The organism is Curtobacterium sp. MCSS17_006 (assembly GCF_003234215.1).
GTDB lineage: Bacteria > Actinomycetota > Actinomycetes > Actinomycetales > Microbacteriaceae > Curtobacterium > Curtobacterium flaccumfaciens.
In genome coordinates this window covers 152,840-179,677 of record NZ_QKSO01000007.1, presented here as the reverse complement: position 1 = coordinate 179,677, position 26,838 = coordinate 152,840, and the positions used below count along the sequence as shown (strand labels likewise).

Genomic DNA, 26,838 nt, shown 5'->3' with positions numbered 1-26,838 from the left:
GGTCGGGCCGCCAGGGCTGCCCGCGGCCCCCGCGGGGCGGGCCTGGGGTGCCGGGTCCGCCAGAGTGTCGGCTCGTCGCACCGTCGCGCGGAAGCCGGCCGGGTCGACGGTCGAGGCACGGAGGGCCGCACGGACGAAGGTGCGGACGACCGCCCGCTGGTCGGTGTCGAGCGTCGCGATGAGGCCGTCGGGGTCGTCGACCACCGGCGCCTGGCCGCCGTCGACCCGGATGGCGTGCTCGAACCAGGTGCGATCGGCGTCGGCGACCATGGACGCCCGGATGCCGTCGGCGATCGCGCGGGCACGGGCACGGTCGGCGTCGGTGATGACGTCGCGTGTGCGGAGCTCGGCGAAGAACGGGGCGACGTCGCGGGACAGGATCGTCGAGCGGTCCTGCTGCACGCTCGCCGCGATGCCGTCCCGCTCGGCGCGTGCGACGGAGTACGACCCGGCACGGATCTGCACCCGTTCGGCGAGCCCCGCGAAGGTCCAGGCGAACACCGCGGACGCGGCGGTCAGCACCAGCGTCGGTGCCGCGGCCAGGAACGCCGCGACGGCGACCGGCACCTCGTGCGGGAACTCCGCGGCGCCCGCGCCCCAGGTAACGGCGTTCACCGCGGCCAGCACGAACCCGCCGATCGTCAGGTCGGTCCACGGGCGGTACGGCGCGACCATGACGATGCCGGTCGCGGTGATCAGGGACATGAAGTCGTTCAGGGCACTGCGGTCCGGCCCCCACTGCGCCGCGACGCTCGTGACCGACGCCAAGCCGAGCAACCCGACGTGCGCGACGAACGCCGACCGTGGGAACGGCGCACGGAACGGGCTCGAGGCAGCGAGCACCACCACCGCCGAGGCCGCGACGAGCAGCACGGTGAGGGCGCTGAGCGTGGGGCTGCCCACGACGTCGCGGTCGAAGATCGACACGAGCAGGGCCCAGACGACGCTGCCGGCCCCGAGCACGACGGCCAGGGGTCGCGACCCCATCGCGCCGAGCGGGTCGTACTGCTGCGCGGTGCGACGGGGCCCCGGACCGGACCCGAGCCGCTGCCGGATCGCGTTCATCGCTCGGTCCCCCGGCCGTCGCTGACCGCCGGCACGGTGACCGCGCCGGTGACGGGTCCGTACGGCACGGTCATCATCACGCTCGTGCCGGAACCGGGCGACGACCAGATCTGGACGTCACCGCCGACCCGGCCGATCCGCTCTCGCACCGAACCGCGGAGGCCCATCCGGTCGGCTCCGGTGGCGTCCTCGTCGAACCCACGACCGTCGTCGACGACCATGACGGTGCAGGACGCGCTGTCGTCGAACACGCTGACCTCTGCGGCGTCGGTCCCCGCGTGCTTCCGCACGTTGGCCAGGCACTGGCCGACGGCCCGGACGACCGCCGACAGCGCACGCTGGTCCAGGCGCTCGAGCGCGGAGGTGTCACCCGAGACGGTCACGTCGAGTCCGAGCGTCCGGTGCTCGTCTACCATGGTGCCGAACGCCTCGGCCGCGGCCCCGGGACGCGGGCGGGCGGCCGGCGCGAGCCACCCCTTGCCGGTGAGCACCGCGACGTCGGCGTCGACCGTCTCGGCGAGGTGCGGGTCCATCGGGCCGTCCGGCGCGAGGGCGATCGCGCCGAGGTGGTTGAGCACGGTGTCGTGCAGGATCGCGGACGCCTCGGCCTCGACCCCGGCGCGGTAGGCGGACACGTGTTCTTCGCGCGCCGAGCGCAGGAGCTCGGGCTGCACCCGTTCGCTCCGCCCCGTGCTGCGGGTCGTGAAGAGCACGAGCGCGACCACGAAGCCCAGCGTGACCCAGGCGAGGATGAGCGGACGGGGCGACTGGTCGGCCTGCACGATGGCGATCCACGTGGCGAGTCGTCCGGTCAGGAAGCCGACGAAGGACCACAGCACGACGCGGCTCGGCACGGCGCCGGCTCCCCCGACCAGGATGAGCGGGATCACGACGAGGGACATCAGGTACGAGGTCACCCACCCGGTCGGGACCTGCTGCTGGACCCCGACGGCGAACCACCAGGCGCAGACACCGCCGACCGCCAGGAACGCGATCGCCGAGACCCGGGAGCCGAACTGCACGTGCACGCCGATCATGGCGAGCATCGGGACGACCGCCAGCGCGGTGCCGACGACCTGCACCCCGGGCTCGGACAGCCCGTAGAGCACGAGGGTGATGGCCGCGGCCAACAGGGACCCGATGGCACCGGCGTGGAAGGCGCGCACGGTCGACCACGCGTTCACTCGCGGTGCGAGGTGCGTGGGTATGCCGAGCACGAGGTGGATCCTTCCGGGTGGCGAGGGCGCCGTCCACGATCCAACCACCGGAGCAGCGGCCGTGTACCCCGAATCCGGGGCCGTGCGGCGACCCGCACGATGATAGCGGCCCGGACCGGGGTCTTGCTGTCCCCCGAACGTGGACCGGACACGACCCGGACGGACGCCCCTCAGAACAGCGTCTGCGCCGCCGTCGGCCGGAGCAGCCGCTGGTCGAACCCGGGGTCCGCGCGCTTCAGCGGTGACACCGTCGGCACCGACTGCTCCTGCGGCAGCGCCTGTGGCCCGCCCGGGCCCAGCCCCTGCGGCACGCCCGGCCGCAGCGTCCGCGGTTCGGAGAAGCCCATCGACCCCGTCGCCGGGTCCACGCGCCCCAGTCCGACCCCGTGCGCCGCCAGGATCGGGCGGATGCGTTCCGACAGCCACCGTCGGTAGTCCTTCGGCGCGTAGGTGTTGTCGAGGTACATCGCGCGGTACCGCTGCACCAGGTCGGGTCGCTCGCGGCCGAGCCACTCGAACCACCACGGCTTGACGCCCGGCCGCAGGTGCAGCGCCGAGTACATGATGCTCGTCGCGCCGGCCGCGGTCGCCCGACCGATGGCGTCGTCGAGGTGCGCCCGGGTGTCGGTGATGTACGGCAGCACCGGCATCAGGAACACGGCGCAGTCGAGCCCCGCGTCGCGGATGGCCCGCACGGTCGCCAGCCGGGCCGACGTCGTCGGGGTGCCGGACTCGACCGACTGCTGCAGCGAGTCGTCGTACACGGCGATCGACATCGCGAGGTCGACCGGCACCACCTTCGCCGCCTCGGCCAGCAGCGGCAGGTCGCGGCGCAGCAGCGTGCCCTTCGTCAGGATGCTGAAGGGGGTGCGCGACTCCGCCAGCGCCTCGATCACCCCGGGCATCAACCGGTAGCGCCCCTCGGCCCGCTGGTACGGGTCGGTGTTCGTGCCGAGCGCCACCGGGTGGCGGTCCCACGAGGGCTTGCCGAGCTCACGACGCAGCACGTCGGCGACGTTCGTCTTCACCACGATCTGCTGGTCGAAGTCGGCGCCGCCGTCGAACTCCAGGTACGTGTGGGTCGGGCGGGCGAAGCAGTACACGCAGGCGTGGCTGCACCCGCGGTACGGGTTGATCGTCCAGCCGTACGTGCCCGACCCGTCCGCGCTCGGCACCCGGTTCAGGGCGCTCTTCGCGAGGACCTCGTGGAAGGTCACCCCGGCGAACTCGGGCGTCGTCACGCTCCGGACGAACCCGCTGTTCGATTCCATCCCGGGCAGCGCGTCGCTCTGCTCGGCGTCGATCGCCTGTCCACTCCACCGCATGCCGTCATTCGAACACACGTTCGAACAGACCGCAAACCGGCGCGGACCACGACAGGCCTCAGTGGTGCAGGCCGAGCACCTTCGCGGTGCGCTCGAGCGTGGCGCCGGCCAGAGCCGGGTCGTCCCCGAGGTCCTGCCCGTAGGTCGGCACCATCGCGCGGACGTCGTCCTGCCAGCCGTCCCACCGGTCCGGGAAGCAGCGGCGCAGCATCGTGAGCATGATCGGCACGGCGGTCGAGGCACCCGGCGACGCCCCGAGCAGGCCGGCAATCGAGCCGTCGGCAGCGGTGATGACCTCGGTGCCGAACTGCAGCACACCGCCCTTGTCCTTGTCGGGCTTGATCACCTGGACGCGCTGCCCCGCGGTGATGCGGTGCCAGTTCTCGGGCTCGGCGCTCGGCATGAAGTCGCGGAGCGCCTCGAACTTGGTGTGCTTCGAGGCCAGGAGCTGGCCGACCAGGTAGCGGACCAGGTCGAAGTTCGAGAACGCGACGCTCAGCATGGGGCGGAGGTTGTGCGGGCGGATCGAGCGGAACAGGTCGAGGACCGAGCCCTGCTTCAGGAACTTCGGGCTGAACCCCGCGTACGGCCCGAACATCAGCGACGACCCACCGTCGACGATGCGGGTGTCGAGGTGCGGCACCGACATCGGCGGGGCACCGACGCTGGCCTTGCCGTAGACCTTGGCGGAGTGCTTCTGCACCACCTCGGGGTCGTCGGTGCGCAGGAACTCACCCGACACCGGGAAGCCGCCGTAGCCCCGGATCTCCGGGATGCCGGACTTCTGCAGCAGGTGCAGGGCTCCGCCACCGGCGCCGACGAAGACGAACTTCGCCGCGATGCGCTGCGTCGACCGGCCGATCTCGTTGCGCACGTTGAGCACCCAGCCCTCGGACACCTTCGAGCGGGTCAGGTTGGTGACCTGGTGCGAGGGTTCGAACTCGACACCGTCGATCTCGAGCTGGTCGAAGAGCTGGCGGGTGAGCGACCCGAAGTCGACGTCCGAGCCGGCTGCCGAGTACGTCGCCGCGATCGGCTGGTCCTTCTTGCGGCCGGGGATGAGCGCCGGCGCCCACTTCCGGATCTGCGCCGGGTCGTCCGAGAACTCGATGCCCGCGAAGAGCGGGTGGTCCCGCATGGCCTCGTACCGGGCGCGCATGTAGGCGACGTTGGCCTCGCCCCAGACGAATGAGATGTGCGGCGTGGGGTTGATGAAGTTCGTGGGTTCGGGCAGCACGCCGGTCTCGACCAGGTGCGCCCAGAACTGGCGCGAGACCTGGAACTGCTCGTTGACCGTGACGGCCTTCGCGATGTCGACGCGGCCGTCCGGCAGTTCCGGCGTGTAGTTCAGCTCGCACAGTGCCGAGTGCCCGGTGCCCGCGTTGTTCCAGGGGTTCGAGGACTCCTGCGCCACCGTGCCGAGCCGCTCGTACACGCGGATCTTCCAGCTCGGCTCGAGCTTGTGGATGATGGCCCCGAGCGTGGCACTCATGATGCCTCCGCCGATCAGGACGACGTCGATGGGGTCCACCTGCTGCTCTGCCACCCGTCGATCCTACCGGCGGCACCCGACAGACGGACAGGAGGCCCGTGGCGGTGTCGCCACGGGCCTCCTGTCCGTCTGCTGGTCGCGCCCGGGGCGCGCTACGCGTCGACGGAGCGGCGCGCGACGATCGTCTCGGCGATCTGCACCGCGTTGAGCGCGGCGCCCTTCCGCAGGTTGTCGTTGCTGACGAACAGCACGAGGCCGCGGCCCTCGGGCGCGGACTGGTCCGCGCGGATGCGGCCGACGAACGCCGGGTCCTGGCCGGCGGCCTGCAGCGGGGTCGGGACGTCGGAGAGCTCGACTCCGGGTGCGCTCGACAGGATCTCGGTCGCGCGTTCGGGCGTCAGCGGACGCTCGAACTCGGCGTGCACCGAGATGGAGTGCCCGGTGAACACGGGGACGCGCACGCAGGTGCCGGCGACGAGCAGGTCGGGCAGCTCGAGGATCTTCCGGCTCTCGTTGCGGAGCTTCTTCTCCTCGTCGGTCTCACCCAGACCATCCTCGACGATGCTGCCGGCGAGCGGCACGACGTCGAAGGCGATCGGACGGACGTACTTGACGGGCTCGGGGAACGTCACGGCGGATCCGTCGTGCGTCAGCGCAGCGGTGTCCTGCTCGAGCGCGGCCTTCGCCTGACCCAGGAGTTCCTCGACCCCGGCGAGCCCGGAACCCGAGACCGCCTGGTAGGTCGTCGCGACGAGTCGGCGGAGCCCGGACTCGGTGTCGAGCACCTTGAGCACCGGCATGATCGCCATGGTCGTGCAGTTCGGGTTCGCGATGATCCCCTTCGGCGCCTGGTCGATGGCGTGCGGGTTCACCTCGCTCACCACGAGCGGGACGTCGGGGTCCATGCGCCAGGCGCTCGAGTTGTCGACGACGAGTGCCCCGGCGGCGGCGAACTTCGGCGCGAGGGCCCGCGAGGCGGTGGCCCCGGCGGAGAACAGCGCGATGTCGATGCCGGACGGGTCGGCGAGCTCGGAGTCCTCGACCACGATCTGCTCGCCGCGGAACGGCAGCGTCGTGCCGGCGGAACGGGCGCTCGCGAAGAAGCGGACCCGGTCGGCCGGGAACGCGCGCTCTTCGAGCAGGCGACGCATCACGGCGCCGACCTGGCCGGTGGCGCCGACGACGGCGACGGTGAGGGTGCTCATGCGGTGCTCCTGGTGGTTCAGCGGATCGACGGGTCGGCGGGCGTCAGCGGCCGGTGCCGGCGTAGACGACGGCCTCGGCGTCGGCGTCGAGGCCGAACGCGCTGTGCACGACGCGCATCGCCTCGTTCAGGGTGTCGGCACGGGTCACGACCGAGATGCGGATCTCGGAGGTGGAGATCATCTCGATGTTGATCGACGCGTCGTGCAAGGCGCGGAACAGCTGCGCCGAGACGCCGGCGTTCGTGCGCATGCCGGCGCCGACCAGGGCGAGCTTGCCGATCTGGTCGTCGTACTGGATGCTCTCGTAGCCGATGTCGACCTTCGCGACCTCGAGCGCCGTCAGGACGGTCTGGCCCTGGTCCTTCGGCAGGGTGAACGAGATGTCCGTCCGCCCGGTCGACGCTGCCGACACGTTCTGGACGATCATGTCGATGTTCGCCCCGGCGCGTGCCACGTTGGTGAAGATCTCGGCGGCCTTGCCCGGCTGGTCCGGGACCCCCACGACGGTGATCTTGCCCTCGGAGAGGTCTCCGGCGATCCCGGTGATGATCGGTTCTTCCACGGTTTCCCCCTCGGCAGGGTTGTAGACGATGGTGCCCTCGTTGTTGTTGAACGAGGACCGGACGTGCAGGGTGACGCCGTGCCGCCGGGCGTACTCGACGGCGCGGATGTACAGGACCTTGGCACCCGAGGCTGCGAGCTCGAGCATCTCCTCGCTGGTGACGCGGTCGACCTTGCGGGCCTTCGGCACGACGCGGGGGTCGGCGGTGAAGATGCCGTCGACGTCGGTGTAGATCTCGCAGACGTCGGCGTCGAGTGCTGCGGCGAGGGCGACGGCCGTGGTGTCCGAGCCGCCTCGGCCGAGCGTGGTGATCTCGCCCGTGGTGCGGTTGAAGCCCTGGAACCCGGCGACGATCGCGACGTGGCCGGAGTCGAGCGCCTCGCGCACGCGCTTCGGGGTGACGTCGACGATGCGGGCCTTGCCGTGCTGGGCGTCGGTGAGCATGCCGGCCTGGCTGCCGGTGTAGGAGGACGCTTCGACCCCGAGGCTCTTGATCGCCATCGCGAGCAGCGCCATCGAGATGCGCTCCCCCGCGGTCAGGAGCATGTCGAGCTCACGGCCGGCCGGGATCGGCGTGACGGAGTGCGCCAGGTCGACGAGTTCGTCGGTGGTGTCGCCCATCGCCGACACCGCCACGACCACGTCGTTGCCGGCCTTCTTCGTCTCGACGATCCGCTTCGCCACGCGCTTGATGCTCTCGGCGTCCGCGACGGATGAACCACCGAACTTCTGCACGATCAAGGCCACTGGCTGGTACTCCCGGAGACGGCGACACCGCGAGGTCACGCGGTCTCACAATGGTAGTCGGTGTTTCGGGGATGTTGCGTGCGAGTGGGCCCCGACGCAAGGATCCTGCGTGGCGGTCAGCCGCCGACGACGCGGCGCCCTTCGAAGGCACGACCGAGCGTGACCTCGTCGGCGTACTCCAGGTCGCCGCCGACCGGCAGCCCCGACGCGAGCCGCGTGGTGCGGATGCCCATCGGGACGAGCAGCCGACTGAGGTACGTCGCCGTCGCCTCTCCCTCGAGGTTGGGGTCGGTCGCGATGATCACCTCGGCCACGGTGCCGTCGGCCAGGCGCGTCATGAGCTGCTGGATGCGGAGGTCGTCCGGTCCGATGCCGTCGATCGGGCTGATCGCCCCACCGAGCACGTGGTACAGCCCGCGGAACTCTCGTGTGCGCTCGATCGCCGCGACGTCCTTCGCCTCTTCCACCACGCAGATCGTCGCCGGTGAGCGGCGCGGGTCGCGGCAGATGCTGCACTGGACGTTCTCGGTGACGTTGCCGCAGATCTCGCAGAAGCGGACCCGCTCCTTGACGTCGGCGAGCAGCTCGGACAGTCGGCTCGGGTCGAACGACTCGGTCTGCAGGATGTGGAAGGCGATGCGCTGCGCCGACTTCGGGCCGATGCCGGGCAGGCGACCGAACTCGTCGATGAGGTCCTGGACGATCCCGTCGTACATCAGGCACCGTCCTGGTGGAGAGCGGTCTCCTCGATGAACTGGGCGTTGAGGATCTCACGCACGACGGCCTCGCCGTACCGGCCGGCGACCGGGGCCCGGCGTGCGGGCGGTGCGGTGCGCGCGGGTGCGGCGGCCGGCTGGGCCGCGCGCTGCGGTGCGGGCTGCTGCACCGGGGCTGCCGTCGCAGCGGCTGCCGGGGCTGCGGCGGCGGGCGCTGCACCGCGTCCGATCCCCGGGTCGGGGAACGGGGCGCCGTCGTCGTACGGTTCGTCGTCGAGTGGGTAGTCGTCGACCGGGACGCCCGGCACGACCGGACCGCCGGGAGGCACGGCTCCCGCTCCGGACGCCGCCTGCGGACCCGGGGCGGTCGGCTGGTCGGGCTGCCCGGCCGTGGCAGCGCCCGGTCGCGCGGGTGCGGCCGACGGTGCCGACTCGGCCGGCTGGGGCGTGCTCGTCTCGGCGGGGGCGACCGGCGCGGACGCCGGCACGGTGCCGAAGGGTGCTGCCCAGCTGGGCTCGACGGACTCCGGGACGGCGTCGGCGGTGGGGTCGCTGGCGGGGATCGTCGCGACCGCCCAGTCCGTCACCGGCGCACCGGATGGAGCGGGGGCCGGTTCGGCCGGTGCCTGGTCGCGCTGCGGGGCGGACGCAGTCGGCGCTGCCTTCGGCGCCGGCGCGGACTTCGGCGCGGGAGCTGCCGTCGGCGCAGGAGGTGCCGTCGACTCGGGTGCTGCCGACGCGGCCTTCGGCTCGGCGGCAGGGGTAGCCGTCGGCGTGGGCGCACCAGCGGACGCCGGTGCCGGGGACTCCGGTGCTGCGGGCTCGGGCGCCGGAGTCGCGGCGGCGGCGGGCGCCGGACGCTGGGCCGGTGCGGCCTGCTGTGCCGGAGCCGACTGCTGCTGCTGCTGCTGCTGCTGCTGGGGACGCTGCTGCTGTCCGGGCCCGCGGGCGACGAACTTCACCCGGAGCCCGAGGACGTCCACGATGGCGGCGCGGAGCAGTTCGCTGACGCTCGCCGAGGGGTCGGACATCTCCTTGAACGAGGCGACGTCCTGCTGGCTCGGGAACGTCAGCGTCAGCACGTCGTCGCGGAGTGCCGTGACCTGCGCCGTGACGACCACCGACCACGCCGAACGCTTGGCGTGCTGCACGTGCTCGACGATCTGCGGCCAGGAGTCACGCATCTGCTGGAAGCCGACGGCACCGACGGTCCGGACGGCGGGCTCGTCACCGATCGTCGTGCCCTGACCGGTGGACGACGGGCTGACCGGCTCGGCCGCGGGCTTCGAGGGCTCCGGCTTCGAGGGATCCGGCTTCGAGGGCTCGGGCTTCGCGGGCTCGGTCGAGGTCTGGACGGGCGCTCCAGGAGTGCTCGGAGCGACCGCTGCCCACGACGCTGCGGCGTCACGAGCCACGGCTCCGGAGTCGGCCTGCGGCGCGGCGGGCTGCTCGACGGGACGCTCGGGCGTCGCACGAGCCGCTGCCGGAGCGGGCGTCGGGGCGAGGGAGGGAGCGGGCGCTGCGGGAGCCGCGGCTGCCGGCTGCTCACGACGCGGTGCAGCGGCGACGGCGGGAGCGGACTGCTCGCCGGTGCCGGCGTCGTGTCCACCGACGTCGCCGACACCGACGCGACGTTCCAGTCGCTCCACCCGGGCGAGGGCTCCGCGCTGGGTGTCGTCGGCCTCGGGCACGAGCATCCGGGCCGTCATGAGTTCGAGGTGCAACCGGGGCGAGGTCGCGCCGGTCATCTCGGTGAGGGCCCGGTTCGCGATGTCGGCCGAGCGGGAGAGCCCCGTCGCACCGAAGACCCCGGCCTGGCGGCTCATGGTGTCGAGCTCTTCCGGTGAGACCCCACGCAGGACGGCGGCGGCGCTCTCGTTCGTCGCCGCGACGACGATCAGGTCACGCAGGCGCTCGAGCAGGTCCTCGACGAAGCGCCGGGGGTCCTGTCCGGTCTGCACGACCCGGTCGATCGCGGCGAACGCGGACGCCGGGTCGGCGACGGCCAGGGCGTCGACGACGTCGTCGAGCAGGGCGGCGTCGGTGTAGCCGAGCAGGGCCACGGCACGCTCGTAGGCGATCGCACCGTCTTCGCTGCCGGCCATCAGCTGGTCGAGCAGCGACAGGGTGTCACGGACGGATCCACCGCCGGCACGCACCACCAGCGGCAGGACGCCGGGGGCCACCGACACGGACTCCTGCGTGCAGAGCTGCTCGATGTACTCGAGCATCACCGCGGGCGGGACGAGCCGGAACGGGTAGTGGTGGGTGCGCGACCGGATGGTGCCGATGACCTTCTCGGGCTCGGTCGTCGCGAAGATGAACTTGACGTGCTCCGGCGGTTCCTCGACCAGCTTGAGCAGCGCGTTGAAGCCCTGCGGCGTCACCATGTGCGCTTCGTCGAGGATGAAGATCTTGTAGCGGTCGCGAGCCGGCGCGAACACGGCACGGTCGCGCAGGTCACGCGCGTCGTCGACACCGTTGTGGCTCGCGGCGTCGATCTCGATGACGTCGAGCGAACCGCTGCCGTCGCGGGCGAGTTCCACGCAGCTCGGGCAGACGCCGCACGGGGTGTCGGTCGGGCCCTCGGCGCAGTTCAGGCAGCGCGCCAGGATGCGGGCCGACGTCGTCTTGCCGCAGCCACGGGGCCCGCTGAACAGGTAGGCGTGGTTGACGCGGTTCGTGCGGAGCGCCGTGCGGAGCGGGTCGGTGACCTGCGACTGCCCGATCAGCTCGGCGAAGTTCTCGGGCCGGTAACGGCGATACAGGGCGGTGACCACGCGACAAGGGTAGCCGTCACGACCGACAACCCGCGTGCCCGTCCACAGGTCGTCCTGCCGGGCCGGACCACCCGTCGGCGGTGGGCCGAGCGCCCGGACGGCACCGCGCCTCCCGTCCGTCTGGTCGACGGGCGGGAGGCGCGGTGTGTGACGCTGGTGCGGACTCAGCCGCGGGTGCGGCGACGGAGCTTGCCGGCGAGGCGGGAGAGCCCCAGCAGCAGGAACCCGAGGGCCACCAGGCCCGCCGCGGTGCCGGCGATCGGGACGACGTCCGCGCCGGTCCAGGCGAGGGCACCGGTGCCGTTGCCGGAGCCACCGATCCCGGTGCCAGAGCCGTTCCCGGAGCCACCGCCGGTGCCGGTGCCGGTCCCGGTGCCGGAGCCGCCGCCGGTCCCCGGCGTCCCGGGCAGACCGGGTGCACCCGGCGTTCCGGGGGTCCCGGGCGTTCCGGGGGCCCCGGGCGTCCCCGGCGTGCCGGGCGTGCCCGGCTCCTCCGGGTCGACGGCATCGTCCATGACCATGACGCGGAGCATCTGCGCCTGCGAGGTGAACCCGCCGACCGACTGGGTGACGCGCAGCATGTGGCCGCCGACCGGCAGCCCGACCATGACCCACCACGTGCCGTCCTCGTCGGCCGTCGTGGCGACCGCGTCGCGGCCCATCGGCTGCACGGTGACGGTCGCGCCGGGCTCGGCGGTGCCCGTGACCATCAGGTCGTGGTCACCGTCCTCGTCGGCCATGTACTGCGAACCCGGTGTCGGCGAGGTGACCGCGAGCGGCTCCAGGGTGTCGACCACGATCGGCACCTGCGGCGCCGCGGAGGTCGTGCCGTTCACCGACTGCGTGGCGCTGATCGTCCACTCCCCCTCGGGGACGCGCTCGAACGCGACGCTCCACGCCCCCTCGTCGTCGGCGGTGGTGGTGCGGACCTGCCCGGTGGACAGGGTCACCGTCACCGCGGCGCCGGGGGTGGCCTGACCGGTCACCGTGAACGAGCCGGTGTCACCGAACCCGTCCGCCGTGATCAGCTGCCCGGGGTCGGGGCTCGTGATGACGATGCCCGTCTCCTGCGCGGCCACGACCGTGACGTCGGCGGTCACCGGGTCGGAGGTCCGACCGCCGACCGTCTGCGTCACCGACACCGTGTGCTCCCCGACGGGGACGCCACCGATCGTGACCGTCCACGAGCCGTCGTCGCCGGCGGTCGTCGTGGCGGTCCGGCCGTCGACGTCGACCGTGACGGTCGCACCCGGCTCGGCGGTGCCGCTCACCGGGACCGACCTCGTCGACCCCGTGGTCGGGAACGCCTGGCCGTCGGTCGGGCTCGAGATGACGACCGGCGTCGCGGCCGTCACGGTGAAGCCGACCTGCGGGGCGTCGGTGCTTGCTCCGTCGACCGTCTGGCTGGCGGCGATCGTGTGGGACCCCTCAGCGACGTCCCGCACCGTCACGGACCACGCACCGTCGTCGTCCGCGGTCGTGGTGACCGCGGTGCCGTCGTCGATGCGGACCGAGACCGTGGCGTTCGGTGCCGAGGTACCCGTCACGCGGACGTCGGTCGAACCGCCGAGCACCCGGTAGTCGGTGCCGTCGGCCGGGCTGGTCACGACGATCGCGTCCGCGGCGGCGACCGCGACGGTCACGTCGCGTTCGATCGGGTCGGACGTCGTGTCGTTCTCGACCTGGGTGACGACGAGCGTGTGCTCGCCCGCCGGGACATCGACCAGCGCGGTCTCCCACCGTCCGTCGGTGCCGACACGGACCACGACCGGGTCGGCGTCGTCGAGGACGACGCGGACCGTCGCGCCGGGCTGGCCCTCGCCGCCGACCGGGACGGTCGCGGTGGGGTCGGTGCTCGGCACGGTGAACGTGGTGTCGTCCGCCGGGGCGGTGACCGTCAGCGCGGCACCGGGTGCCACGGTGAAGGTGCTGCGCACCGCCGCGGACGTCGAGCCGTCGACCGTCTGGGTCGCACGGATCGTGTGCTCGCCGACGGCGGTGTCCGGCAGTTCGACGCTCCAGGTGCCGGCGTCGGTCGCCGTCACGGTCCGGGCGTCGCCGCCGTCGATCGTGACACGGACCTCGGCACCGGGCTCGGCGGCCCCCGCGGCGGTGAGGGTCACGACCGAGTCGCGCTGGGCGACCCGGATCGTGGTCCCGTCCGCCGGGGTGGCGATCGTGATCGGGTCGGCGACGAGGACGCGGACGTCCACCGTCACCGGCGCGGACTCGGTGCCGTCGATGCGCTGCGTGACGCTGACCGTCGTGGTGCCGGCCGGCACACCGGGGACCGAGACGCTCCACGCGCCGTCGTCGTCCGCGGTGGTCGACTCGGTGCGACCGTCGCCCAGGTCGACCACGACGGTCGCGCCCGGCTCGGCGGTGCCGGCGACGTCGACCGTCGTCGTGCCGTCCCCGTCGGCGACCGTGTACTCCTGGTCGGCCGTCGGCTCGGTGATGACGACGGGCGCGCCCGCCTCGATCTCGAACGTCGTCTCGACCGGGGTGGTCGAGGTCGAGCCGTCCACGGTCTGCGTCACGTCGACGGTGTGCTCGCCGACACCGAGGTCCGGCACGTCGACGCTCCACGAGCCGTCGTCACCGGCGGTGACCTCGACGGGGTCGCGGTCGTCGACGGTGACCGTCACCGTGGCGCCGGGCTGGGCGTCACCGGCGACCGTCACGGTCGTCGTCGCGTCGCCGTCGGCCACCGTGATCGGGTCGTCGCCGGGCTCACGGATCGTGAGGTCCGCGGCGGCGACCACGGACACCGGTCGTTCGACCGCCGCACTCGTGGTGCCGTTCAGGGCCTGCGTGACCGAGGCCGTGAACGAACCGGTCGGCACGTCCTCGACCGTGGTCGCCCAGCGGCCGTCCTCGTCCACGGTCGCCGTGGCGGTCCCGCCGTCGCCGAGGTCGACCGTGACGGTCGCGCCCGGCTCACCGGTGCCCGCGAAGTCGACCCCGGTGGTGGCGTCGTCGTCCGCCACCGTGACGGTGGTGGCACCCCGCGGGGTGGACACGACGAGCGGGGCGCCGGCACGGACCGACACCGCCGCCGTCACCGGCGTCGAGGTCTGCCCGCCGACGACCTGCGTCGCGGTGACGCGGTGGTCACCGACCGGGACGTCCTGGAAGGTGGTCTCCCACCGGCCGTCCTCGTCCGCGGTCACCGTCTCGGTCTCGCCGGTCGAGAGCCGGACCGTCACCTCGGCGTCGGGCTGCGCGCGACCGGTCACCTCGACGTCGGCGGTGCCGGACGTGTCGGCGACCGTCAGGACGTCGCCGTCCTCCGGGGTCACGATGGCGAGCGCGGTCCCGGCCCGCACCGTGACGGTCTGGTCCGGACTGGAGGCGGTGGTCCCGCCGACCGTCTGGCTGGCGGTGAGCGTCGGGGTGCCGACACCGACCCCGCCGAACGTGACCGTCCAGTCGCCGTCCGCGTCCGCGGTGGTGGTCGCCTCGTCGTCGCCGAGTCGCACCGTCACCGGCGCGCCCGGCTCCGCCGAACCCGTGACGACGACGTCGCGCGTCGAGTCCGCGTCCGGCACGAGCAGGACCGCGTCGGTCCCCGGGCCGGTGATCGTGACGGCATCGGCTGCCTCGATCGTGACCGTGCGCTCGACCGGGTCGGAGGTGCGCGGGTCGGAGACGGCGCCGGCCAAGGTCTGGGTGACCGCGACCTGGTGCTCGTCGACGCCGAGGTCGGGGAACGTGACCGACCACGTGCCGTCGGCACCGACCGTCGTCTCCTGGTCCTCGGAGCCGGCGAGGGTCGCCGTGACGGCGGCGCCGGGCTGGCCGGTGCCGGGGACCGTGACGTCGCGCACGACGTCCGGTCCGGCGACCGTGATCGGGTCCGTGTCGGGACCGGTGATCGTCAGCGCGTTGGCAGTGACGACCTCGAAGGTGATCGGGACGGCGCTCGTCACGACGTCCTCGACCTCCTGGCTGGCCGACGCCGTGTACAGGCCGGTCGGGGCGAGACCGGTCGCGTCGACCGCCCACCGCCCGTCGTCGTCGGCCGTGGTGGTGAACCGGGTGCCGGGTCCGACCGAGACGGTCACCGCGGCGCCGGGCTCGGCCGTGCCGGTGATCCGGACGGTCGCGGTGGCGTCGGCGTCGACCACGACGAAGCGTGCGCCGCTCGCCGGGGTGTCGATGACGATGGCGTTGCCAGGGACCACGGTGAAGTCACGCTTGACCACCGGGCCGTCGGTGCCGTTCACGGTCTGCACGGCCTCGACGGTGTGCTCGCCGATGCCGAGCTGCGTGGTCGGGAGCTCCCAGTTGCCGGCCGTGTCCGTGACGACCTCGACGGGGTCGCCCTCGTCGATCGTGACGGCGACGGTCGCGCCGGGCTCCGCGGTGCCGCGGACGACCACGTTGGCCTGGCCGCCGGTGCCGGCGGGGACCTGCTGGGCGTCGCCCGGTGCCACGATGACGAGCTCGTCGCCGGCCTCGACCGCGAAGTCACGGTCGACCGGTGCCGAGGTCGCACCGTCGACGGTCTGGGTGACCGTCGCGGTGTGGTCGCCGGTGCCGACGTCGGTGAGGACCACCGACCAGGTGCCCTGCGGGTTCGCCGTCGTGGACACCGCGTCACCGTCGTCCAGGACGACCTCGACGCGGGCGCCGGGCTGCGCGGTACCCCGCACGGTGACGTCGACGACGGAGTCGTCGGTCGCGACCGTGACGGTGGAGTCCTGCGCCGGAGCGGTGACGGCGAGCGGGGCGCCCGCCTGCACCGTGACGACCTGGCGGACGGCCGGCGAGGTGGTCCCGCCGACGGTCTGCGTCGCCGAGATCGTGTACCGACCGACCGGGACGTCGGTGACGGTCAGCGTCCAGGTGCCGTCGTCGTCGGCCGTCGTGGTGGCGGTCAGCCCGTCGCCGAGCGAGACCCGCACCTCGGCGCCGGCCTCGGCCGTGCCGGCCAGGTCGAGGTCGGTGGTGGTGTCGGCGTCGAGGACGGTGACGATGTCGCCGTCGTCGGGCGCGGTGATCGCGAGCGGGTCGCCCGCCTCGATGGTGAAGGTGGTCTCGACCGGGCCGGACGTGGTGCCGTCGACGGTCTGACGCGCCGTGGCGGTGCGGTCGCCGACCGGGACGTCGGCGAAGGTCGTCGTCCAGGCGCCGTCCTCGTCCGCGGTGACCGCGGCGGTGAAGGAACCACCGATGCCGACGGTGACCCGGGCGTTCGGGGCGGCCGAGCCGGACACCGTCACCGGGGTGGTCGAGCGCTCGTCGGCGACGGTGATGGTGCTGCCGTCGGCCGGCTCGTCGATGGTGAGCGCGGGGGCGGCCGTCACGGTGAAGTCCCGGGTGACCGGGGCGCTCGTGGTGCCGCCGACGGTCTGGGTGACCTCGGCGGAGTACTCCCCGGCCGGGACGTCCGTGATGCTCGTCGACCAGGTGCCGTCGGCGTTCGCGCGGGTGGTGGCGGTCAGGCCGTCACCGAGGTCGACGTCGACGCGGGCACCGGCCTGTGCGCTGCCGGAGAACGGGACGGACCGGGTGTCGCCAGCGAGCGGGAAGTCCTGGTCCGCCGTGGGGGTGTCGACGGTCAGGCCGGCTGCGGCCACGACCCGGAAGGACCGGGTCACGGGTGCCGAGGTCGTGTCGCCGACGGTCTGCGTGACGCTCGCCGTCTGCTCGCCGACCGGGACCTCGGGAACGGTGATGCTCCAGGCGCCGGCGTCGTCCGCCGTGCCCGTCGCGGTCACGCCGCCGCCGAGGTCGACGTCGATGCGCGCGTTCGCCGTCGCGGTGCCCGTCAGGGTGACCGGGGCGGTCTCCCCCGTGGTGGTGAAGGTCTGACCGGCCGTCGGGGTGGTGATCGTCAGTGCGCGCTGTGCGACGACGGAGAACTCCTGCGTCGCGGTGCCGGCCGCGGTGCCGCCGACCGTCTGGGTCGCGGTCGCGGTGTACGCACCGGTGGGGACGTCCGCGATGGTCGTCGTCCAGGTCCCGTCGGCAGCGACGGTCGCGGTGCCGGTCAGGTCCCCGCCGAGGCTGACGGCCACGGCGGCACCGGGCTCGCCGGCCCCGCTCACGACGACGCTGCGGGTCGAGCTCGCCGACGGCACGGTGAACTGCTGTCCGGCCGTGGGTGCCGTGATGGTCGGAGCCGCGAACGCCGTGGCGCGCACCGTCGAGGTGGCGAGATCAACGGTGGCGACGTTCGCCCCGGGGAGCACGGAGAGCCGCAGGGCGTGCACGCTCCGCGATCCGGTGTCGTACCCGCGGGGGTCGCGGAAGCCCGTGGTGTCCTGCGCGTTCACGGTGAGGTCGACGACCTGACGGAGCAGCAGCACGACGGGGCTCAGCAGGGTGGAGACGGCCGAGGTCGTCGCCGTGAGCGTCGTGCCGAGGTTCGTCAGGGCCGTGCCCGTCACCAGGGGACGCACGATGGTCTGCAGCGCCGGGATGACGACGGTGTTGACCGCCGGGGCGAGCAGGGTGCCGAGCACGTTCAGGCCGAGGGGCCCGCCCGTCGCCGTCACCGTGGCGGTGGCGGGCGACGTACCGGCGAGGGCACCGAGCGTGGTGTCCGCGCGGAGGGCCAGTGCGGTGAGCGGGATGCCCGCGAGGTTGACGTTCGCGGTGACGTTCACCCGCACGGCGGTCGAGTTGATCGTGTTCACGACCGCGGTCTGCAGTGCCGTCGGCAGCTGGGTGCCGAGGATCGTCGTGATGCTCCGGTTGATCGAGCTCACGGCCGCTTCGGTCAGCACCGACGTGTTCGCGGGCTGACCGTTCAGGGTGGTGAGCCGGTCGAGGTCGACGGTGATCGCACCGGTCGAGGGGGTGATCGTCACCGCACCGTCCGTGAGCGGCTGCTGCAGCACGCGGGTCAGGGTGTCGTCGAGGTTCAGGTCGACGGTCGCGGTGACCGCCGTGCCGTTGAGGTTCACGAGTCCGAGGCTCGTCGTGCGGAGGAGCCGCTGCAGCTCGCTCGTCAGCGCCGTGGTCGTGCCGGACAGCGCGCCGCCCGCCCCGACCGCGGAGTTCACCGTGCCCGACAGGGTGCGCAGGTCGTTCCGCAGCGCGGTGCTGAGTCCGGCGACCGCCGGGCTCGTCAGGTTCAGGTCGGCGCCGGCGATCCGGTAATCGGTCGTCGTCCCGACCGTGGTGCCGCGCGTCGCCTGGATCCGGGACGCCAGGGCCCCGACCCGCAGCTGCGCGTTCGACAGCACCGTGGTGTCGGCGCCGACGCGCGAGAACAGCGGGTTGAGGTTCACGGTGGCCGCGCCGGTGCCGGACCCCGTGCCGACCCCGATGCCACCGTCGTTCGTCAGGAGCCCCGACGACGCGGTCGCGCCCGTGGCCGAGGTCGTGGCGTACTGACCGTCGACGCCGAGGGTCAGGATGCCGTTCGGGCCGAGCAGGTTGACGTCGTTGCCGAGGTTCACCCCGACCGCGTTGAGCGCCGTCAGGTTGAGCGGCTGGTTCGTGGTGCCGCCGCCCGAGGTCGCGCCGCGCGCGGAGTACGCGCCGCCGAGCTGGGCGACCGCGTCGGCGTTGACGATGCCGGAGCCGCTCAGAAGCAGCCCCTCGGCCTCGGCGACGTCGGTCTGGGCGGCCGCAGCGGGTTGGATCGCCACGGTGGCGGCGATGAGCGCCGTCACCGTGGCGATGACGCCGCCGCGCAGGAGGAGCCGCCGGTCGTCCGTCGCTCGTCCTCGAGCTCGGCCGCCGGCGCGGGTGATCCGTCGTGTCCGTTCGTCCGCTGCGGAGGGTACGGGGGTACCGGGCAGCGACGCGTGCCTGCGCATGCGTGTCTCTTTTCCTGGCGGGCGCGCCCGCCACCTGATCCTCGGAATCCACCGCTGGTGAGGCGGTGGAGGGTCGGAATCCTGGTTGGGGATTCCTGAGGCAGATCTTTACACATGATCAGGAAGCTGTCCGCAAGCATCGACGAAAAAGGACGCGAGACCTCCCGAACGGGGGGCGGACACCGGGGAGCCGACTCGACCCGGAACGAAGAAGACTCCTCACGCACCCGCCAGAGCCTGGTTACCCTTGCTGCGTTTCCGCCCTGGGGGAGTTGGCCTGGATGGCGTCACGTGAGGAGCCGCCGAGAAGTCTACCGGACGCAACGGGCAGACTCGAACACATGAAGATCGCCATCGCCGGAGGACACGGCCAGATCGCCCTGCTCCTCGCCCGCCAGATCACCGACGCCGGCCACGACGCCGTCGCGATCGTCCGCAACCCCGCGCACGTGGCCGACGTCGAGCAACAGGGGGCGCGTGCGATCGTCGCCGACCTGGAGCAGCTCGGCGACGACGACCTGGCGCTCCGCCTGCGCGGTGTGGATGCCGTGGTGTTCGCCGCCGGTGCCGGGCCGAACAGCGGCGCCGAGCGGAAGCTCACCGTCGACCGTGACGGTGCGATCCTGCTCGCCGACGCCGCCGAGCGTGCCGGCATCCAGCGGTACGTGATGATCTCCGCGATGGCGGCCGACACCTACGACCCCGAGCTCGCCGTCGTGCCCGCGCAGGACGACGCCGCGGTGTTCCAGGTCTACCTGCGGGCGAAGGCCGAGGCGGACGCGAACCTGCGGGCCCGACGCCTCCGCTGGACGATCGTGCGTCCCGGCGGCCTGCTCGACACGCCGCCGCAGGGCACCGTGCACGTCGGCCGGACGGTCCCGCGCGGATCGATCCCCCGCGCGGACGTCGCGACCGTCGTCCTGCACGCCCTGCTCGACGACGCCGCGGTCGGCGTGCAGTTCGAGGTCACCAGCGGCGACACCCCGATCCCGGCGGCGCTGAACGCGCTCACCTGACCCGCCCGCGCGGCGCGCACCGTGCGCGCTTCGTCACTCCGTGCGAGTTCCTCGCCGAAGGTGCCGGGCCGCGCACCGTGCGCACCTGCTCACCCCGTGCGAGCTTCCGCACCCCGTGCCGCGCCACAAGCGCGCACCCACCGACGATCCCCGCACTGTGCACCGGACGCGACCCACGGACGGACGGGAGGCACGGAACCAGCCCGCCCCGCGCCTCCCGTCCGCACCGTGCGCACCTACTCACCCCGTGCGGACTTCCGCGCCCCGTGCCGCGCTGCAAGCGCGCACCCACCAGGCAACCCCGCACCAGCCCACGAACACCGCACCGTGCCCCCGCACCGCCGCGCCGCGCGGCGGCACGACGCCACGCGTCAGAGCGCGACCGCAGCCGACTGCCGGGCGATCTCGAGCTCCTCGTTCGTCGGGATCACGAGCACTGCGACCCGTGAGCCGTCGGTGGAGATGCGGCGGGCGTCCCGCGATGCCAGCTCGTTCCGGTCCGGATCGATCTCGATGCCCAGGTGCTCGAGCCCCGCGAGCACGCGCCGCCGCAGCAGCGCGTTGTTCTCGCCGACCCCCGCGGTGAACACGACCGCGTCGAGCCCGCCGAGCTGCGCCGTGTAGGCACCCACGTATCGACGGATGCGGTGGCGGTACACGGCGAGCGCCGCCTCCGCCTGCTCGTCGCCCTTGGTCGCGGCGTCCTGCACGTCGCGCATGTCGCCGTTGCCGGTCAGTCCGAGCAGACCGGACCGCTTGTTGAGCATGGTGTCGAGCTCGTCGAAGGTCATCCCGGCCTCGCGGTGCAGGTGGATGAGCACCGCGGGGTCGAGGTCACCGGAGCGGGTGCCCATGACGAGCCCCTCGAGCGGGGTGAGCCCCATCGAGGTCTCGATGGACTTGCCGCCGTCGATCGCCGCGACCGAGGCGCCGTTGCCCAGGTGCAGCACGATCGTCTTGAGCTCGGCGAGTGGCCGGTCGAGGAACGCCGCGGCCTGCTCGGAGACGTACTTGTGGCTGGTGCCGTGCATGCCGTAGCGGCGGATCCCGTACTCGGCGGCCAGGTCGGCTGGGATCGCGTACGTGTACGCGTGCGGCGGCATCGTCTGGTGGAACGCGGTGTCGAACACGGCGACGTGCGGGACGTCCGAGAAGACCTGCTTCGCGGCCCGGATCCCCTCGAGGTTCGCGGGGTTGTGCAGCGGTGCGAGGCTGTTGAGGTCCTCGATCTGCTGCTCGACCTGGTCCGTGACGACCGTCGCACGGTCGAAGGTGGTGCCGCCGTGCACGACGCGGTGGCCGACGACGGCGGGCGGGTGCTCGTCGAACGACGGCCCGACCTTCGCGAACGCGTCGATCATCGCCTGGAACCCGGCGGCGTGGTCGGGCACCGACGCGGCGTCGTTCGACGACGACTCCCCCGTCAGCGCATTGGTGTGCTTCCAGGCCCCGGCGGACTCGCCGATGCGCTCGACGAGCCCGGAGGCGAGCGTGCGCTCGTCCTCGAGTTCGATGAGCTGGTACTTGAACGAACTCGAGCCGGAGTTGACGACGAGGGCTGCGGTCACGGGGTGGTCACTTTCTGTCGGGCCTGGAGGCGCGGTGCGGGTCGGGCGGTCAGGCCGCGTCGGTCGCGGTGCCGGCCTGGATCGCGGTGATCGCGACGGTGTTCACGATGTCGCCCACCAGGGCGCCGCGCGACAGGTCGTTGATCGGCTTGCGCAGGCCCTGCAGGACCGGGCCGATCGCCACGGCGCCGGCCGAGCGCTGCACGGCCTTGTACGTGTTGTTGCCGGTGTTGAGGTCCGGGAAGATGAACACCGTTGCGCGGCCGGCGACCGGGGAGTCCGGCATCTTCGTCGACGCGACCGTGGGGTCGGCTGCGGCGTCGTACTGGATCGGGCCCTCGACGAGCAGGTCGGGCCGGCGTTCCCGCACGAACGCGGTGCCGGCGCGCACCTTGTCGACGTCGGCGCCGGAGCCGCTGTCGCCGGTGGAGTAGCTGAGCATCGCGACGCGGGGGTCGATGCCGAACTGGGTCGCGGTCTCGGCGGACGAGATCGCGATGTCGGCGAGCTGTTCGCTCGTCGGGTCCGGGATCACCGCGCAGTCGCCGTAGACGAGCACACGGTCGGCGAGCGCCATCAGGAACACGCTCGACACGATCGAGGTGTCCGGACGGGTCTTGATGATCTCGAACGACGGCCGGATGGTGTGCGCGGTGGTGTGCTTCGCGCCGGAGACCATGCCGTCGGCGAGCCCGAGCTGCACCATCATCGTGCCGAAGTACGAGACGTCGGTGACGGTGTCACGGGCGAGCTCGATCGACATCCCCTTGTGGGCGCGGAGCCGGGTGTACTCCTCGGCGAAGCGCTCACGCAGCTCGGGGTCGAACGGCGAGACGAGCTGCGCGGCCTCGAGGTCGAGGCCGAGCTCGGTCGCCCGCGTGCGGATGGCCGCGGGGTCGCCGAGGATCGTCAGCTCGCAGACCTGGCGCTGCAGCAGGGTGGAGGCGGCGCGGAGGATGCGGTCGTCCTCGCCCTCGGGCAGGACGATGCGCTTGCCGTAGCTGCGCGCCCGGTCGAGCAGGCCGTGCTCGAACATGAGCGGGGTGACGACCCCGGACGGGGCGAGCTGCAGGCGGTCGCGCAGTGCCTCGGCGTCGACGTGCTGCTCGAACAGGGCGAGCGCGAGGTCGGCCTTCCGTGGCGAGTCGGCGGCCAGGCGGCCACGGGTCTGGGTGATCCGGAGTGCGGTGTCGTACGTGCCGAGGTCGTTCTGCGCGATCGGCAGCGAGCTCGACAGGCCCTCGAGCAGCCGCGACACCTGCGGGGCGATCTCGAACCCGCCGTTCAGGATGACGCCGGCCAGGCTCGGGAACGTCTCGGACTGGTTGGCGAGCAGCGTGGCGATGAGGACGTCGCTCCGGTCACCGGGGACGACGACGATGCCGCCCTCGATCAGCCGGGGCAGCACGTTCTCCATGCTCATGCCCGCGACGACGGTGCCGAGGGCCTCGCGGTCGAGCAGGGCGTCGTCACCGCGCACCAGGGTGGCGCCAGTGGCCTGCAGCAGGGCGCGGACCGTCGGGGCGACGAGCACGCGGTCCTCGGGGATCACCCACACCGGGACGTCGGGGTGGTCGTCGTGCACGGCCTGCTCGACGCTCGTCACGATGGCGGCGAGCACGTCCGGGTCGGCACGGTTCACCACGACGCCGAACAGCTGCGCGTGTGCCGCCCGCAGCTCGCTCGTCGTGACGTCCGCCACCTGCGCCATGCCCTCGGGGGTGCGGGCCGCACGTTCGGCGGCGTCCCGGCCACCCAGCACGAGGAGCACCGGGGCGCCGAGGTTCGCGGCGACCTTCGCGTTGAAGGACAGCTCGGTGGGGCTGCCCACGTCCGTGTAGTCGGACCCGAGCACCACGACGGCGTCGCACTGCCGCTCGACCTGGGCGAACCGGTTGACGATGGTGCCGAGCGCCGCCTCGGGGTCGGCGTGCACGTCGTCGTAGGTGACCCCGACCGCGTCGTCGTACGAGATGCCGACGGCCGTGTGCTGCAGGAGCAGCTCGAGCACGTAGTCGGGTTCGACGACCGAGCGGGCGACGGGCCGGAACACGCCGACGCGGCCGACGGACCGGGCGAGGGTCTCGAGGACACCGAGGGCGACGGTGCTCTTGCCCGTGTGCCCTTCTGCTGACGTGATGTAGATGCGGGTCGACACGACGCCCAGGGTAGTCGCCGCACATGTCACGACATCTGGGAGCACCGGCACCGACGACACGCGGTCGTGAGCACCGCGGAGAACCTGTACCATTGGGTGTCGCCGTCGCGAGACGGTGTCAGGAGAATTCGCCTAGTGGCCTATGGCGCACGCTTGGAAAGCGTGTTGGGTGCAAGCCCTCGGGGGTTCGAATCCCCCATTCTCCGCAGCGAGCAAGGCCGAACAACCACGAAGGACCCGCACCGATCGGTGCGGGTCCTTCGTCGTTCCACGACCGTGCGGTCCCCCACCCTGCGGACGAGCGCGTGCCCTGTTCCCCCTCGGTTGGCCGGGAAACGCTGACCAGGGGTGGAACGGGCTGTCCCCGGTACCCGTCGGTCGCCTATGCTGGCCGAGCGAACGGCTCCGGGACGAGCCGACCGCGGTGCATCGAGCGGCAGGGGCGTCGTTCGGAGGGCGTGCTGATCAGCGTGCCCGGAACACCCGAGGGGACGAGGAGACGCGCCATGGGGGACACCACCGTGCCCGCAGTACCCGTGCGGCCCGCCGTCTTCGACACGGTCCTCCGTCCGCGCCGGTCCCTCGTCCGCTCCACCGCGCTGAGCATCGCCTTCTCGGCCGTGCCGCTCGCCGTCGCCCTGGTCTGGGTCTCGTTCCCGTTCCGCACGTGGGCCGTGTTCGCCGGGATCGTCGTCGCGATGGCCGCGGCCGTCGGCATCGTGTTCGTCCGACTGCACACCGCGTTCATCGGGATCGACGACGACGGCCTGACGATCCGCGGGGTCCTCACGGCGCACCGGCGGATCCCCCGCGAGCGCGTGCACAGCCTGGTGCTCGCCACGACCTTCGGCTCGTCGGTGGACCGGACCGTCCGGGAACTCGTCGCCTTCGACCGGACCGGCACCCACCTCTTCCGGCTCCGCGCCGACGTGTGGGGGGACGACGGGCTCGACCGGGTCGTCGACGCGCTCGGCGTGCAGGTCGTCGAGGATGCTCGACCGGTCTCCGCCCGCACCTTCGCGAAGCGCTACCCGACGAGCCGCGCCTGGTACGAGCAGCGGTCGGCGTTCCTGCTCGTCGGCGGCCTCGTCGTGCTGGTCGTCGGCGGGCTGCTCGCCGTCGAGTTCGCCGGTCTCGACGCCCGCTGACCCACCGGCGGACCGGTCAGCGCCGCCGCCGCAGCGTCGAGAAGATCCCGCGCACCACTTCCTTCGCGATGGTCCCGCCCAGCCCGGAGCCGAGCAGGTCTGACAGCGGGTCCCCCGCAGTTCGCCGCGTCCCGGACCGCTGCGTCCCGGACCGCTGCGTCCCGGACCGCCGTGTCCCGCCCGACCGACCGGAGCCGGACCGACCGGACCGCCGCGCCTCCGACGCTCGCTCGGCCCGCTCGAACTCCCGCTGCTGCCGCTCGTACTCCTGCTGGGCATCCGCCGACGCGTCCGCCGCGGTAGCAGCGGCCTCGTCGGCTGCGGCAGCGGCGTCGGCCGCAGCGGCCGCCGCCTCCATCCGGCGCGCGAGCACCTCGCGCGCCGAGTCCGGGTCGACGCGGGTGCCGTAGGTCGCCAGGAGCGGTGAGGCCTGCACCCGTGCGGCCATCTCGTCGGCCGGCATCGGGTCCATCGACCCCTGGGGTGCGCGCAGCCGGGTCCACGCGACGGGGGTCGGCGCGCCCCGCTCGTTCATCACCGTGACGACGGCCTCGCCGGTCGCGAGCGACGTGAGCACCTCGCCCAGGTCGTAGTCGCTCGTCGGGTAGGTCGACACCGTCGCCCGGAGCGCCTTCGCGTCGTCCGGCGTGTGGGCGCGCAGCTGGTGCTGGATGCGCGACCCGAGCTGCGCCAGCACGTCGTTCGGCACGTCCTTCGGGGTCTGCGTCACGAAGAAGACCCCGACGCCCTTCGACCGGATGAGCCGCACGGTCCGCACGATCTGCTCGGTGAAGTCCTTCGACGCCCCGGTGAACAGCAGGTGCGCCTCGTCCAGGAAGAACACCAGCTTCGGCTCGTCCTGGTCGCCCACCTCAGGCAGCTCGTTGAACAGGTCCGCCAGCAACCACATCAGGAACGTCGAGAAGACCTCAGGCCGGTCCTGCACACCGGGCACCTCGAGCAAGCTGACGATCCCCCGCCCGTCCGCCGCCGTCCGCAGGAACACCTGCGTGTCGATCTCGGGCTCGCCGAAGAACTGGTCGGCACCCTGGTCGGCGAAGGTGACGAGCTCCCGCAGGATCACCCCGGCGGTCTGCTTCGACAGGCCCCCGAGCTCGGCGAGTTCGCCCTTGCCCTGCTCGCTCACCAGGAACGTCAGCACGCTCCGCAGGTCGTCGAGGTCCACCAGCGCCAGGCCCTGCTGCGTGGCGTAGTGGAACACCAGACCGAGCGAGGACTCCTGCGTGTCGTTCAGGCCGAGCACCTTCGACAGCAGCAGCGGCCCGAACCCGGAGACGGTGGCGCGGATCGGCACGCCGGTGCCCTGCCCGCCCAGCGAGAACAGCTCAGCCTGGCTCGCGACACCCTGCCACTGCTGGCCGATGCCCACGGTGCGGTCGAGCAGCTTGTCGGTCGCCTGCCCCGCGACGGCCAGACCCGACAGGTCGCCCTTCACGTCGGCGGCGAACACCGGCACCCCGTTCGCCGCGATCTGCTCGGCGAGCACCTGCAGCGTGCGGGTCTTGCCGGTGCCGGTCGCCCCGGCCACCAGTCCGTGCCGGTTCAGCATCGCGAGCGGGATCCGGACCTGCACGTCGGGCACCGCTGCGCCGTTGACCAGGGCACCGAGTTCGATCGCGCCGCCGTCGACGGCGTAGCCGTCACAGATGGCCGCGACCGCGTCCGGTCCGAGCGGGCCGGCTTCTGCGCGGACGGGAGGCACGGTGCCGGTCGCCGCCGTCGCCACCGGATCCGCGGCGGTCGCGTCGACCGCCGCGGCAGGGGTGGTGGGAGCCGGTGCGGCCGCAGGGGCGGGCTCCGCGTCGGGCGTGAGCCGCGCCTCCAGGCCGGTGGGTGGCGGGGACCCGACGACCGCGGGTTCCGCGTCCGCGGTGCGGCCCGCCTGCTCCTCCGCCGCCAGTGCGGCGGCGAGCTCCTCGGCTCGCCGCGCCGCTTCGTCGGCGAGCCGACGTGCCTCGTCCGCAGCCTGCCTCGCTGCCTCGGCAGCCGCCCGTGCCCGCTCCGTCGCGTCGCTCATGGGCACAGCCTAGGGACCGGAGC

General features: G+C 72.8%; 14 protein-coding genes, 1 tRNA gene and 1 other RNA gene. 3 read left to right on the top strand and 13 right to left on the bottom strand.

The genetic code is table 11. From position 1 onward, the window contains the following. The 10 genes from DEJ21_RS09100 to ffs all read right to left on the bottom strand — a co-directional run. Positions 1-1,065: hypothetical protein (locus DEJ21_RS09100; protein ID WP_146247730.1), on the bottom strand; the 1,065-nt coding region annotated here is incomplete at its 3' end. Then, the gene (locus DEJ21_RS09095) at positions 1,062-2,282 is read right to left on the bottom strand and encodes a sensor histidine kinase (protein WP_111224378.1); all 1,221 of its coding nucleotides are present in this window, start codon (positions 2,280-2,282) and stop codon (positions 1,062-1,064) included. The genes DEJ21_RS09100 and DEJ21_RS09095, both read right to left, overlap by 4 nt. A 170-nt stretch (positions 2,283-2,452) precedes the next feature. After that, positions 2,453-3,607 (bottom strand): Rv2578c family radical SAM protein, encoded by a 1,155-nt coding sequence (locus DEJ21_RS09090; RefSeq protein WP_111224377.1) that lies wholly within the window; start codon positions 3,605-3,607, stop codon positions 2,453-2,455. Positions 3,608-3,665: 58 nt separating this feature from the next. Then, positions 3,666-5,153: a malate:quinone oxidoreductase gene (locus DEJ21_RS09085; protein ID WP_111224376.1), complete on the bottom strand. Its 1,488-nt coding sequence runs from the start codon at positions 5,151-5,153 to the stop codon at positions 3,666-3,668. 98 nt (positions 5,154-5,251) lie between these two features. After that, positions 5,252-6,304, bottom strand: coding sequence for an aspartate-semialdehyde dehydrogenase (locus DEJ21_RS09080; RefSeq protein WP_111224375.1), 1,053 nt, complete (start codon positions 6,302-6,304; stop codon positions 5,252-5,254). Between the two features lie 43 nt (positions 6,305-6,347). Beyond that, a complete protein-coding gene (locus tag DEJ21_RS09075; RefSeq protein WP_111224374.1) occupies positions 6,348-7,613 on the bottom strand; it encodes an aspartate kinase in 1,266 nt (421 codons plus the stop codon). A 116-nt stretch (positions 7,614-7,729) separates the two neighbouring features. Further along, positions 7,730-8,329: a recombination mediator RecR gene (recR, locus tag DEJ21_RS09070; protein ID WP_017888680.1), complete on the bottom strand. Its 600-nt coding sequence runs from the start codon at positions 8,327-8,329 to the stop codon at positions 7,730-7,732. Continuing rightward, on the bottom strand, positions 8,329-11,109 hold the full coding sequence (locus DEJ21_RS09065) for a DNA polymerase III subunit gamma and tau (RefSeq protein WP_111224373.1): 2,781 nt from the start codon (positions 11,107-11,109) through the stop codon (positions 8,329-8,331). Before DEJ21_RS09065 ends, recR begins: the two co-directional genes overlap by 1 nt. 164 nt (positions 11,110-11,273) lie before the next feature. After that, positions 11,274-18,887: a choice-of-anchor G family protein gene (locus tag DEJ21_RS09060; RefSeq protein WP_111224372.1), complete on the bottom strand. Its 7,614-nt coding sequence runs from the start codon at positions 18,885-18,887 to the stop codon at positions 11,274-11,276. Between the two features lie 207 nt (positions 18,888-19,094). Continuing rightward, positions 19,095-19,191, bottom strand: an RNA gene (gene ffs, locus DEJ21_RS09055) — signal recognition particle sRNA small type. Between the two features lie 37 nt (positions 19,192-19,228). Here ffs and DEJ21_RS09050 point away from each other — a divergent pair. Beyond that, a complete protein-coding gene (locus tag DEJ21_RS09050) occupies positions 19,229-19,903 on the top strand; it encodes an SDR family oxidoreductase (protein WP_111224371.1) in 675 nt (224 codons plus the stop codon). Between the two features lie 371 nt (positions 19,904-20,274). Here the strand turns inward: DEJ21_RS09050 and DEJ21_RS09045 are convergent, their stop codons facing one another. Beyond that, on the bottom strand, positions 20,275-21,471 hold the full coding sequence (locus DEJ21_RS09045) for an acetate/propionate family kinase (RefSeq protein WP_111224370.1): 1,197 nt from the start codon (positions 21,469-21,471) through the stop codon (positions 20,275-20,277). Positions 21,472-21,520: 49 nt separating this feature from the next. Then, positions 21,521-23,629 (bottom strand): phosphate acetyltransferase, encoded by a 2,109-nt coding sequence (pta, locus tag DEJ21_RS09040; RefSeq protein WP_111224369.1) that lies wholly within the window; start codon positions 23,627-23,629, stop codon positions 21,521-21,523. A 121-nt stretch (positions 23,630-23,750) separates the two neighbouring features. Between pta and DEJ21_RS09035 the strand changes: the two genes are divergently transcribed. Both DEJ21_RS09035 and DEJ21_RS09030 read left to right on the top strand, forming a co-directional pair. After that, positions 23,751-23,835, top strand: a tRNA-Ser gene (locus DEJ21_RS09035). 300 nt (positions 23,836-24,135) lie between these two features. Then, positions 24,136-24,777, top strand: coding sequence for a hypothetical protein (locus tag DEJ21_RS09030; RefSeq protein ID WP_111031974.1), 642 nt, complete (start codon positions 24,136-24,138; stop codon positions 24,775-24,777). A gap of 16 nt (positions 24,778-24,793) precedes the next feature. On the opposite strand, the gene DEJ21_RS09025 is transcribed toward DEJ21_RS09030, so the two are convergent. Continuing rightward, the gene (locus tag DEJ21_RS09025; RefSeq protein WP_111224368.1) at positions 24,794-26,815 is read right to left on the bottom strand and encodes a helicase HerA-like domain-containing protein; all 2,022 of its coding nucleotides are present in this window, start codon (positions 26,813-26,815) and stop codon (positions 24,794-24,796) included. Positions 26,816-26,838: the final 23 nt, after the last annotated feature.